Origin of the sequence: uncultured Mucilaginibacter sp., from assembly GCF_903913935.1 — a bacterium.
Lineage (GTDB): Bacteria > Bacteroidota > Bacteroidia > Sphingobacteriales > Sphingobacteriaceae > Mucilaginibacter.
The window spans coordinates 1-12,514 of sequence record NZ_CAIWNH010000138.1 but is presented as its reverse complement, the minus strand read 5'-3'; the positions used below and the strand labels follow the sequence as shown (position 1 = coordinate 12,514).

Below are 12,514 nucleotides of genomic sequence, written 5' to 3'. Positions count from 1 at the left end.
TTATCTGGTTTAAAACCCGAATCACTGAATAAAAAATGCGCTCCGTATCTCACCCCGGAACGCATCAACCCGTCTTTTACCAAATAAATTAAGGGTTTTCATCAACTAAAACTATCTTTTATTACATTAAGCAATGCTGCAACAAAGCTACCGGCACATCGCGAAACGTTTTTCACCACAATTTCACTACCGTTGCTTTACCGTTATAGCTAACTGCTTCGTCAATATTCGTCGTAGCTATTGCGCCTGAACCATGTTTGCCGTTGACCACAACAATGTTGAAGGTATGCTGCTTCAGCATACCTGGAAAACTGCCTTTGGTATCTGATATGCTTAGTTTTTTCTGCCGGTCATTCCAGGTTAATGTAAAGGTTGCTGATTGCCCTTTCTCGTAATTATAATTATCATTCTCGTCCTCATAAAACGTAAATCTGCCATCGGCACCCGGATAAATGCGCAACTCAATAACCTTGTTTGTTTTTTGCGTGGCGTATTCCATATCGGGGCCCATTGGTATAATGGAAACTGCCCGTACATAAAGAGGCATGGTGCCGATAGCTGCATCGGCGGCAATGGTAACTCCTCCCGCTAATTTTTCGCCGGTCCAGAAGTCGTACCATCCAGTTGATTTTGGCAAGTATACATTTCGCGTTGTTTCCTCCCTCCCTGTAACCGGGTTAACTAAAAATGCGGGGCCAAACATATACTGATCAGGTATTTTGTAAACATTGGTGTCATTCCTGAAATCAAATGCCAGCGAACGCATCATGGTGTAATTGTCCGACGTAATTTTTCCCGCAAGCGAATAGATATAAGGCAACAGCCGATAACGCAACTTGTCATATTTTAAAAGGATTGCCCTGGTACCTTCATCCCAGTTTTTTGAAAATATGGCACGTTCACCATTGCCATGGATGCGCATGATGGGACAAAATGTACCAAACTGGAACCAGCGGGTAAACAGTTCCCTGAATTCGGGTTTCGACCAATCGGGAATGGTCCAGTTGTACTGGAATCCGCCTATATCCGATGTCCATATCACCGCAGCATTTCGCTGCTCGCCAGCAAAGGTCTGCCTGAGTAGAAAAAAGCCTCTTTTGTTAGGAATATCCCGCCGCCAGCCCTGGTAGATGCCGGTAGAATGCTCCAGCGAATAGGTGTTAAAATAATCAATGCCCTTACCGGTCCAAAAGTCGGCTTTCCTGCGTTCGTCCAATAACAGGCCGTTGTCCGGCTCACATTGATCAACCCACCATGCATCCCAGCCATATCTTTTAACCAGGCTGTCGCGGGCCATGTCCCAGTATAGTTCACGTGCTTTTGGATTGTGCGCATCGTAATAGGTATCAAAGGTATGGCTGACAACATTATCCCAGGTAATACTGGTTAATCCGCCCATTTTTTTCAGGGTATCAAAGTCTTTTGTTCCTTTACCGAATACAGGCCAGATAGATATCATTCCATGAATATTTGCTTTGTGCAATTCATCGACCAGATTTTTGGGATTTGGATAACGGTTCGGGTTCATTATATGGGAGCCGATCGGGAATGGGTCCCAATAATACCAATCCTGCACGATAACATCTACCGGGATGTGATTATTGCGGTACCCATCCTTTACAGAAAGTATTTCATCCTGGCTCATATACCTGTTCTGCGACTGGAACAGCCCGTATGCCCATTTGGCAAACATTGGAGCCTTGCCGGTGGCTGTACGGTACAGGTTGATGATCCGATCAAACCCGGGACCGTAAAAAAAGTAATAGTCGACCTGCCTGCCGCTTTCAGATACATATTTGAATTTGGTATTGCCTGCTTCGGCGCCATAAAAATTTGATGCCGAATAGTTATCCCACATCAGGCCATAGCCCCGGGTGGATAATAGTACGGGTACGGCCCCCGTCATATATTTTATAGCCAAATCCTGGTTTCTGCCTTTATAGTTGATGGAGCCTGTGTCTGTCGGGTGGCTACCCAGGCCAAAAAGCGCCTCGTCTTTGGGGGAGTTGAATTGAGTGCTAATATTACAAGTGCTTATCCCGGCTATGGTAGCCGGCGTTATGCTTTTATTATCTTCAGAAGCGATCTCATTACCGTAAATGTCGTCATAGGTAACATTGTTAGTGGCTTTGTTTATGATTACTTTCAACTTTGCCGTTATAATAGCAACGTGGTTCTTGTCTTCTGAAACCTTAAAAACCGGGTGTGCCCATTTTGCATTTACGATAAGTGATGACTTGGTGGTAAAGTTGTCGAAAATCGTATATTTTACTTCAATAATATCATCCTTGCAAACAGTAACCTTCATCAGGCCTTTATCTAATGTAAATATTAGCCCGTTTGCCTCTTTTTTGTACGAAATAACTGAGGCCCTCGCCACAGAGGTGTTAATTATTAAGAGCAACAGTACAGCCATTAAAATTTTGAACAAGCCGTACCTGAACATTAGTTTTTTGTTTAACATGAATACAGGTTTATTTAATTAATTGGTTATGTTTTCTTAAACCGGGCGAGAGGCAATTAATAATTATGGTCTTCATTTAAATACTGGTAGTTTGGCAAGTATAACAACCATATAAATTCAGCAACCTTAATAAATATTCTCGGGTTTATTCAAAACGTGCCAAAATTATAAAGGAGAAAAAAGAATGAACGGGTACAAAAGTCATAAAATAGAGTACGGAATGTTCAAATTAAACACAAACAGCAGTTTACTTATTCTGAAAGTCCCGATCAGGTCATTTCGATTTACTGGTTAACTAAATGAACAACTAATTGACTTTTATATTGTTAATTTCACAATGGTGCAACGAACGCGCCTCCTGTTCAATTAAAAAGTAAATTGTCTTTTTTTGTTCGTCGGTACTGACACGAATATATAAATGAGCTGATTTCATATTGGATAATTTATTTTATCCAATAACAACAATTTATCAGAGATAGGTAAACTGCTGATCAAAATGACTGTTTCTAAATAGAAACAATCATAAGATTACTTTAAACTCAACCGATCCAAAAACACTAAAAGTGGTATAAAGGGTTCAATTGGAGTTCCTCCGGCTCCACAAAAAAGCCCCCAGATAAGCTTCTGAGGGCTTTTTGCATTTACCGCTTCAAGTAGGTGTTACACCGCCGGCCGACTGCCCTAAAACAAAATAAACCGCAAGGCATGGTTTACACAGGGTTTACAGTTTCTTAAATTATTTAATTACAATTATTTGACAATCAAGTAGTTAATAAAATACCAGGTTTACACTTTCATTACTAATTTACTAACTAAATTAGTATTTTAAAAATATCTTTCGTACCTTTACTTTTCCTCCCAAAAAAATCATTATGACTTCCCAAACCGCCACTTTAACTGGTTGTACTGCCGTGCAGCAAAAAATTGACCGCCTCCTGGCGCTCACAAAGATCACCCTGAAAGATATTGACGAGCTGAGCCCGGCCGAACGCCAATGCCTTGAGCAAACCACTACCCAAACTTTGGCCAAATTAAAAGGCGCCGAAAGAGATCGTTTTCTGGACAAAATAGACCTGATCCTCCCTGCCGCTACTAAAAGCAGCATTTGGGAATATAACCACTTCATGATCAGTGATGCCATCGCCATATTGATGCAGCACCATGGCATCATGCCCACCAAAACCGCCATCGCCGAAGAAACCGGCCTCAGCCGCCAAACCATTAACAAACATTTTGCCGCATACAAAGCACAGCCCGAATTTATAGCGCAAATAGAACAGTTTAAGTTTATGGCCCCCAAAATTCTGGCCAACGTTTTTAAATATGCCAGCAGCGGCGACATGCGGGCCGCCCGCCTCTATTTCGAAATGGTTGGCGTAATCCATAAAACGCAAACCACCGTGATGCACGAACAGAACAACTATATCCAAATCAACAATACCATCGTCAGCCAGGAAAACGTTAAGCTATTAACCGCGGCGCAGCTAAAACAGATCGAAAATATTATTAGCCCTATTGCTACTAAAAAATATCCGCACCCGCGAAAAAACTGATCTCATAAGGATATAATCTGACCTATTGTTCCCCCCGTTCAGTAGCCGTAGCGAAACTGTCTTCCCGGCATGGGCCCGGCTGCCTTTTCGCTTGTGCCGTACAATCAAATATTTAAAGTACAAGCCTGAAATGTTACCTGCACAAGGGGGTGTAAATGCAAAGTACGTAGTTGAAAATACCTACCTATCGGTATTGCGCTGTCTTACAACGCCGGGTAGCTTTGAGAAAACTAAAATCAAAGCCAAAAGATAGAAAATGGCGGCTTTAGATGTATTGACACCCTTTCAAATTTTTAAATAACAGGTGCAGGAGCAATCCCAATATTTTTATAGCCCGTTCAATAACTTGCGTTTAACCTGAGCAACAAAATGCGTAAACTATTTATCACTTTACTTTTAATATCGCGCTTTATTCAATTATTTGCGCAGGATGCCATTAATGATTCAGTATCCGCAGCAACTAAATTTACCGAAGCCAAGGGCCTGTTTTATTCGGACAGAACCGCCTGTTTAAATAAAGCATTAGCAGCACTGGAAATTGCCGACCGGATAAATAACAAACCATTGGAAGGGAATATAAACAACCTCCTGGGAATACTCTATTCATACCAGGCAAAGTATGACCTATCACTAAATTATTTAAACAAGGCTTTAGTGTTTGCCAACACCTTAAACGATAACACGTTAAAATCAAAGGTTTATACCAATATCGGGCTCAACTACATGCAGCAGGGCGATCAGCTGAAGGCTATAGATGCTTCTTTAAAAGCAGTTGAAATATTGGAAGCGATCGGAAAAACAGATGGCGTGGGAAGTATTTATGCCAATATCAGCAATAGTTATTACGCCTTAAAAATGCCTGATAAGGCACTGGAATATGACGGATATGCGTTAAAAAACTTTCAGCAAACCAACCAGCAAACAGGTATCGCCAACGTTTATAATTCCTATGGGGTAATTTTTTCTGATCAGAAACAGCATCAAAAAGCGCTGGAGTATTACTCAAAATCATTAAAGATCAAACAGGCGCTAAATGACTTCACAGGCGTGGCCAATTCTTTACTCAACATAGGCGCCTTGTATATAGATACCAGGTCCTACCAAAAATCCCTCGAAAACCTAAAAAAAGCAAAAGTATTGTTTGAAAAAAACAAGGACCCAAAGGGTTTGGCCGAAGTTGCCCAGGAAATGGCTAACCTGAAATCAGCCATGAAAGATACCACAGACGTATTGGACTCGCAAAAGGCATACGACTATGCAAAAAAAAATACAACGATTGAACAGCAGCGCGACATCGCCTTCGACCTGGCGGGCAAATACCGCGACAGAAAGGATTACAGGAATAGCCTGAAGTACTATGCCATTTATGATAGTTTAAAGGACATCAGCCAAAGCACGATCATGCTGAAACAGGCTAATGAACTGGAGGCCCGTTACCAAAACGAAAAGAAAAAGCAACAGATCAGGCTCCTCAACGAACAAACTACCGTACAGCAATTACAGCTCTCCCAAAAAAACATGATCCTATTGATTATAGGTGGCGTATTCCTGCTGTTTTTGGTCATCAGCTACCAGTTTTATAACCGTTACAAACTTAAACAAGCGGCAGTTTTGCGCAACGAGGTGTTAAGACAGCAGGAGCTGGCTACCAAAGGAATTATCCAGGCCGAAGAAAGAGAACGTAAACGCATAGCAGGCGAATTGCATGATGGGGTGGGCCAGTTATTTACCACCGTTAAAATGAATATGGAAATTTTGATGGAGCGCTATTTGATCAGGCAGCCGGCCGCAGACATCCTTGCCGAAAAAACAATGGCCCTTGTTGATGAGAGTTGTGCTGAAGTACGCTCCATAGCCCACCAGATGATGCCAAACGCGTTAATAAAAAGCGGCCTTGTTTCTGCGCTGCGTGATTTTATCAATAAGATCCCCGCCGAAAAATTGAAAATATCCATGGAAACAACGGGCATTGACATGGGTTTGGAAAATACCACCGAAACTGTATTGTACCGGGTGATCCAGGAATCAGTAAATAATGTAATTAAACATGCCGAAGCAACAGCACTGGATATTTTGTTATTGTGCGATAAAAACGAGATCACCGTATCGATAGAAGATAACGGCAAAGGCTTTAATACCGATGATAAAAATAAGTTTACAGGTATTGGTTTAAAAAACATGATCAGCCGTGTGGAGTATTTAAAAGGTTCAGTTGATATTTCATCATCGCCGGGCAAAGGCACGCTCGTGGCTATATTTATCCCGAATAATTAAAAATAGGGCGCAGGTAAACCACGCTACTTTTCGCCTTTGTTGGTGTTTTTCACCAAAGGTGTTCGAAAGATTTAAATCACAGCCAAAACTCCCTCCCATCGGGAGGGGTGCGGCCGACTGTGAAGTGGCGGGGAGGGGTTTCGTCGCCATGTAGGAGATTGGTCAAGGGTAACATAGTTCGCGAAACCCCTACCCCCCGGCCAGTGCAAGCGTGCCGCTTGACTTAGGCAGTCTGGCTCAGTGCAATAAACAAAGCGACACGCCTAATTTGTTTGGTATCCAGAGGCACATCTGGAAAGGCGGACAGGAAAATTTAAGGGCCTAAACCGTAGAACAACTCAACCAGATCGAAAGCATCCTAACTAATAGGGCAGATAATAAAAATATCCGGGCCGGGGAATTGACGAATAAAATAAGGATCTGAAAAGATAATGGCTATTGAGCTGACGCAGTCTCCATGCATAGTCATCCGCAAAGGGAGTCAATTGAAAGCGAACCCCTATCATAGATTGTTGTTTTGATGAACATTTTATAACTTTACGCTGATGCCCGAAAGCGGACCGTACACCATTGATTATAACGGGTTGATGTTAACCATTACCGAACATTATATTGAAGGTTCGCGCGTGTTTCATGTCAAATTTGCCAATCATTTAAAGCCCTTGAACCTGGTAGTGGTTGAAAGTACAAAAGGGACAAAATACTGGACATCTGTGCCCCCGGGCCGGCAGGCTGAAGCGGATGAAATTGGCCCCTTAATTGGTTGGTATTATCATAACAAAAAGAAATAAACCTATGTGTTATTACAACGGGCAAAGGGTTTCCCATTCTGAATTTATCAGGTTGATGAAACTATCCAAAGCAACGGCCAATTATGATTTTTTAAACGTGGGTGTTCATAATGGATTTGGATATAAACCCTGCGCAGTATTGGTTGCCAACGAAGACCAAAGCGATTTTGAAATTGTACAGATGGAATGGGGATATGTACCTGGCTATATTACTAACCGCGAGGAAGCAAATAAATTCAGAAGGATGTACACCACGCTGAATTTTAAAGGCGAAAACCTTTTTACAAATGAGCAGGGCAAAAAATCCATGTGGGCCGATGCTGCCAAATCACGCCGTTGCATCGTATTATCAACCGGGATTGTTGAATCCCGGCATATGCCAAAAATTGGGGCAAAAGGGCAGGTATTGAAAGATACCGATAAATTCCCCTACCAGGTAGGTATTAAAGGGCGTGAGTATTTTTGGTTTCCCGGTTTATATAACCAGTGGACTGATAAAGAAACAGGCGAACAGATCAATACTTTCGCGCTTGGCGTAACTGCCGCTAATGCATTAATGAAACAGATCCACAACTCCAAAAAAAGGATGCCTGCTATACTTAACGACGCACAGGCATGGGAATGGCTGATGACCAACCCCACTAACGACCGTTTGCAACAGCTTGCCTTAACCCAAGTGCCATCAACGGTAATGGAGTTTTGTACGATTGAAAAAGACTATATGAAAACGCAGGAAGCAACACCGCGCGAATATGAAGACCTGCCGCCGATAGACCTGAGCTTTTTAGATACCGAAGAATTAATTTATGCCGAATGAACAGGGAAATAACCAACAACAATTAGGACATCAACGGCTTTATTGCTGCTAACCTGCTTTAAAAAGCAATGGAGACGAAGTCTCCAGGCATAGTCATAAGTAGATGGATTCGAACATAGGGAATAACGAAGAAAACAAGGATTTGAAAGGATCATGGCTGATCACTTGATTTAAACAGAAATGAAAACAACCTGTTAAACTTTAATGCGTTTGCCCTTTAAACCCCCAAAAAAATGGGGTTTTTATTTTTTGCGTTTCTTTACTTAGGTTTGATAAAATGTCCCATTAAAGCTTTAGTGCTATGCAACAACGGTTTATCATATGTTTATTATTCCTGGTTTTTATTACCGGGACCGTTTTTTCGCAGGATAATGATATTTCCGCACAAATAGATCAGCATACTTTTGACGCTTCAAAAGTAATCTGGCTTAATTCTCCGGCAGGTAAATGGAACGAAGCCATCCCTTTTGGCAATGGTCGTTTGGGCGGGATGGTTTTCGGCGGTACCAACGAAGAACATATCCAGCTAAACGAAGATACCTACTGGACGGGCGGCCCGTATTCTTCTGTGGTAAAAGGGGGCTATAAATATTTACCCGAAGTACAGCAACTCGTATTTGAAGGGAAATTCAAAGAGGCGCAATCACTTTTCGGGCGAAAACTAATGGGCTATCCGGTCGAGCAGCAAAAATATCAGTCGCTGGCCGATCTTCATTTATTTTTTAAACCTTTAAAAGATGTGACCACATATAAACGCTGGCTCGATTTGGAGACCGGCATTGCAGGTGTTCAATTTACCTGCGATGGGGTAACTTATCACCGTGAAGTTTTTTCATCAGCACCCGGCCAGGTGATCGCGATCCGGCTAACAGCAAGCAAACCCGGCTGCATTTCATTTACCGCGAGTTTAAGAGGAGTAAGAAATCAGCAGCATTCAGACTATGCCACCGATTATTTTAAAATGGATGGGCTCGGTAATGATGGCCTCGTGCTAACTGGCAAATCAGCAGATTATTTAGGCGTTGCGGGGAAATTAAAATACGAAGCCCGATTAAAGGCAGTGCCGGAGGGCGGCACAATGAAGGTAACCGGTGCAGATCTGGTCATTAACGACGCTAATTCAGTTATCCTTTATTTCACCGCCGCCACTAATTTTGTAAACTATAAAGATGTAAGTGCCGATGAACATAAAAGAGTAACTGGCTACTTAAACACGACAGGTGGAAAAACCTACGAAGCAATGAAGGCAGACCACCTTGCCGATTATAAAAATTTATTTGACAGGGTATCCCTTTATTTGCCGGTAACAGCAAATTCATGGCTGCCGACTAACGAAAGACTAGCAAACAGCCAGGCTAAAGCCGATCCGCAGCTTGCAGCGCTGGCCTATCAATTTGGGCGTTATGTATTGATCTCATCGTCGAGGCGGGGAACGCAGGCGGCAAACCTGCAGGGTATATGGAACAATGAAATGAACCCTCCCTGGGATTCGAAATACACCACTAATATTAACCTGCAAATGAATTACTGGCCGGTTGAATCGGCTAACCTCACGGAGTGTGCTGAACCACTCATCAATTTGATGAAAGACATCGTCGACCAGGGCACTCAGGTGGCTAAAGAAAATTACAATTGTCGGGGCTGGGTTTTACATCAAAACACCGACCTGTGGCGGGTGGCCGCACCTATGGACGGGCCAACCTGGGGTACCTTTACCACCGGAGGCGCCTGGCTTTGTGAAGAATTATGGGACCATTATTTGTATACCGGCGATAAACAATACCTGCAGGATATTTACCCGGTTATAAAGGGATCAGTCGATTTTTTTATGGATTATTTAATAAAGGCCCCCGGAAAAAACTGGCTGGTGACTAACCCATCCTCCTCTCCGGAAAATTTCACCGGTAGCCCTGGCAATGGGCCGTATTTTGATGAAACAACCGGCAGTATGCTGCCCGGGACTACCATTTGTGCAGGCTCGTCTATTGACATGCAGATCATCACTGATCTTTTTACCAATTACACAAGGGCCGCTGAAATACTTGGCAGGGATACTAATTTTGCCTCAAAAGTGTCCATTGCAAAAACCCAACTGAGGCCCCAGCTAATAGGTAAGGACAGCACATTGCAGGAATGGAAAGAAGATTGGGGGCAGCTTGAAAAGCAACACCGGCATTCTTCCCCACTTTATGGTTTATACCCCGGTAATGTATTTTCTGTTAAAAATACGGCTGAATTTATAGATCCGATAAAGCATACGCTTAATCTTAGGGGTGATGGCACGAGCGGTTGGTCACGCGCCTGGAAAACTGCCCTCTGGGCAAGGCTACGGGACGGAAACAGAGCCTATGCCATATTAAATGGATATTTTAAGGAACAATCCTTTCCGCAGCTCTTCGCTAAAGAGGGTACCGTTATGCAGATCGACGGCACCATGGGCATGACGGCAGCTATTACCGAAATGCTGGTTCAATCAAACAATGGGGTAATTGACCTGCTGCCGGCCCTGCCTGCAGCATGGAACGAAGGCGAATTTAAGGGTGTATGCACCATCGGCGCGTTTCAGCTGGATATGCAATGGAAAAATAACAAAATAACCAGCGTCAAAATCTTATCTAAAATGGGAAATATTTGCCGTATAACCATCGGGGCGCCCGTTCAGGTAACAGTAAATGGGAAAAAAGTAAGGGCAGAATGGCGAAAAGATGGCTCGGTGCAGTTTCAAACTACCAAAGGCGGCATTTACAGCCTTGCTGCGATTTAAAAAAATAGGCCATTGTTTTAAACTCAATAAAACCAACCGGCTTCTGGCCCAGGGTATCGTGCGCGCAGTAGTCATCAAAAACAAATTACTCCTCATAGTTTTTTAAATTGTTAAAAAATCAATTTCAAACGAAATGATCACCAGGTTGCTGATTTGTTTTGATCTTTTGGATGTGTCATTAATAAAAACGAACTTTATGTATTGCCGGTTTCCTGCCATTTAGCAATAAATTTTAAAGGCCGGTGAAATAAAAAAGATGCAAAACTATCCCAGTATTTTCAATGATGTTATTGGACCGGTAATGCGCGGCCCTTCAAGTTCACATTGTGCCGCTGCCCTGCGCATAGGACGTTTGGCAAGGGACTTAATGGATGAACAAATTATTGACGTCCTGATAGAATTTGACCCCAACGGCTCACTGGCGACAACCCATAAAAGCCAGGGTTCGGATATGGGGCTGTTTGGTGGTTTCCTGGGATGGGAAGCAGATGATGAACGATTACCTGAGTCGGCAAAATATTTATCTACGGCCGGAATTAGTTTCTCGATCAATATTTGCGATATACAGGCCCAGCATCCGAATACCTATAAATTAACATTAACCAACGGAAATGGAACACGGCAGCTCACAGCAATATCAACAGGCGGCGGGATGATCACCGTTATTAATATTGATGGGAATGAAGTAGCCATGGCCGGCGATTATTTTGAAACATTAATTTATTGTTTTTCTGCTCATGAAACAGTTATAGCATATTTAAAAAACACGATTGAGTATGATGAAATATTGTACCATGCAGGCGAGAGATCATTTATTGAAATAAAGTCGCAACAAGCTCCTGAAGATCGTATTTGTAAAGAATTGCTTGAAATGAGTTCGGTTAAGGCAATTAAGGTTTTAGAACCAGTGCTGCCGGTAATGGCCCGAAAAGACCTAAGCGTACCCTTTATCACTTGTAATGAGATGCTGAAATATAATGAGGGGAAGCATAAGGATCTTTGGGAATTAGCCATAGATTATGAAAGCATGAGGGGAAATATCCGTCCCGAACAGGTATTTGAAAAAATGCGGCAGATCATAAAAATAATGGGCAATGCGATCAACTCAGGTTTGAAGGGAACATATTATGAAGACAGAATATTAGGCAGTCAATCGCCGGTGTACATGGAAAATATGGTGGCTGATAAGTTAATAGGCGGCAGCGCGATAAACCAGGTAATTATGTACGTATCAGCTATAATGGAAGTTAAGAGTTCCATGGGGGTAATTGTCGCGGCCCCTACCGCCGGATCCTGCGGCGCTTTGCCCGGTGCCATATTTGGCATCGCCCATACCTTAAACCTGCCAGAAGATGAAATGGTAAAAGCTATGCTTGCCGCGGGCATTATAGGTGTATTTATTGCCGCACATGCTACATTCGCTGCCGAAGTTGGCGGATGCATGGCGGAAACAGGATCAGGCGGAGGAATGGCGGCGGCCGCACTTGTTGGCATGAATGGAGGAAGTTTAGCGCAGGCTATTTCAGCAGCATCAATTTCCCTGCAAAATTCATTAGGTATTATTTGCGACCCAATAGGCAACAGAGTGGAGGCGCCCTGCCTGGGCAGGAATGTGATGGCGGCTACCAATGCCGTTTCCTGCGCCAATATGGCTTTGTGCAACTATGAACATTTGATACCGCTTGATGAAGTAATTGAAACCATGAAAGCCGTTGGCGATCAAATTCATTATACGCTCAGGTGTACCAACCTCGGCGGTTTATCGGTGACCAATGCTGCTAAAAAAATAGAGGCACTTTTGGAAGAAAAATCAGGCAGCTTTTTTAAGAGCTGTTAATGGCCACAGGCTTG

7 protein-coding genes are annotated in these 12,514 nt (G+C 42.9%); 6 read left to right on the top strand and 1 reads right to left on the bottom strand.

Translation table 11 applies throughout. The features are described from left to right. Nucleotides 1-172: 172 nt before the first annotated feature. On the bottom strand, nt 173-2,464 hold the full coding sequence (locus QZY09_RS05305) for a glycoside hydrolase family 31 protein (RefSeq protein WP_295669165.1): 2,292 nt from the start codon (nt 2,462-2,464) through the stop codon (nt 173-175). Nucleotides 2,465-3,336: 872 nt separating this feature from the next. Here QZY09_RS05305 and QZY09_RS05300 point away from each other — a divergent pair. The 6 genes from QZY09_RS05300 to QZY09_RS05275 all read left to right on the top strand — a co-directional run bounded on the left by QZY09_RS05300 (nt 3,337) and on the right by QZY09_RS05275 (nt 12,500). Next, complete coding sequence (locus QZY09_RS05300) at nt 3,337-4,017, top strand: hypothetical protein (protein ID WP_295669162.1); 681 nt, start codon at nt 3,337-3,339, stop codon at nt 4,015-4,017. Between the two features lie 369 nt (nt 4,018-4,386). Beyond that, nucleotides 4,387-6,291, top strand: coding sequence for a sensor histidine kinase (locus QZY09_RS05295; RefSeq protein WP_295669159.1), 1,905 nt, complete (start codon nt 4,387-4,389; stop codon nt 6,289-6,291). A gap of 545 nt (nt 6,292-6,836) precedes the next feature. Continuing rightward, the gene (locus QZY09_RS05290) at nt 6,837-7,082 is read left to right on the top strand and encodes a hypothetical protein (RefSeq protein ID WP_295669157.1); all 246 of its coding nucleotides are present in this window, start codon (nt 6,837-6,839) and stop codon (nt 7,080-7,082) included. A 55-nt stretch (nt 7,083-7,137) separates the two neighbouring features. After that, a complete protein-coding gene (locus QZY09_RS05285; RefSeq protein ID WP_295669154.1) occupies nt 7,138-7,899 on the top strand; it encodes an SOS response-associated peptidase in 762 nt (253 codons plus the stop codon). Nucleotides 7,900-8,200: 301 nt separating this feature from the next. Then, nucleotides 8,201-10,663: a glycoside hydrolase family 95 protein gene (locus QZY09_RS05280; RefSeq protein ID WP_295669151.1), complete on the top strand. Its 2,463-nt coding sequence runs from the start codon at nt 8,201-8,203 to the stop codon at nt 10,661-10,663. 256 nt (nt 10,664-10,919) lie between these two features. Beyond that, nucleotides 10,920-12,500: an L-serine ammonia-lyase, iron-sulfur-dependent, subunit alpha gene (locus QZY09_RS05275; RefSeq protein ID WP_295669147.1), complete on the top strand. Its 1,581-nt coding sequence runs from the start codon at nt 10,920-10,922 to the stop codon at nt 12,498-12,500. Nucleotides 12,501-12,514 lie beyond the last annotated feature (14 nt).

Coding starts and splice junctions, on each gene's coding strand:
- QZY09_RS05305 (WP_295669165.1), bottom strand. CDS start 2,464: ATGTTAAACAAAAAACTAATGTTCAGGTACGGCTTGTTCAAAATTTTA.
- QZY09_RS05300 (WP_295669162.1), top strand. CDS start 3,337: ATGACTTCCCAAACCGCCACTTTAACTGGTTGTACTGCCGTGCAGCAA.
- QZY09_RS05295 (WP_295669159.1), top strand. CDS start 4,387: ATGCGTAAACTATTTATCACTTTACTTTTAATATCGCGCTTTATTCAA.
- QZY09_RS05290 (WP_295669157.1), top strand. CDS start 6,837: ATGCCCGAAAGCGGACCGTACACCATTGATTATAACGGGTTGATGTTA.
- QZY09_RS05285 (WP_295669154.1), top strand. CDS start 7,138: ATGAAACTATCCAAAGCAACGGCCAATTATGATTTTTTAAACGTGGGT.
- QZY09_RS05280 (WP_295669151.1), top strand. CDS start 8,201: ATGCAACAACGGTTTATCATATGTTTATTATTCCTGGTTTTTATTACC.
- QZY09_RS05275 (WP_295669147.1), top strand. CDS start 10,920: ATGCAAAACTATCCCAGTATTTTCAATGATGTTATTGGACCGGTAATG.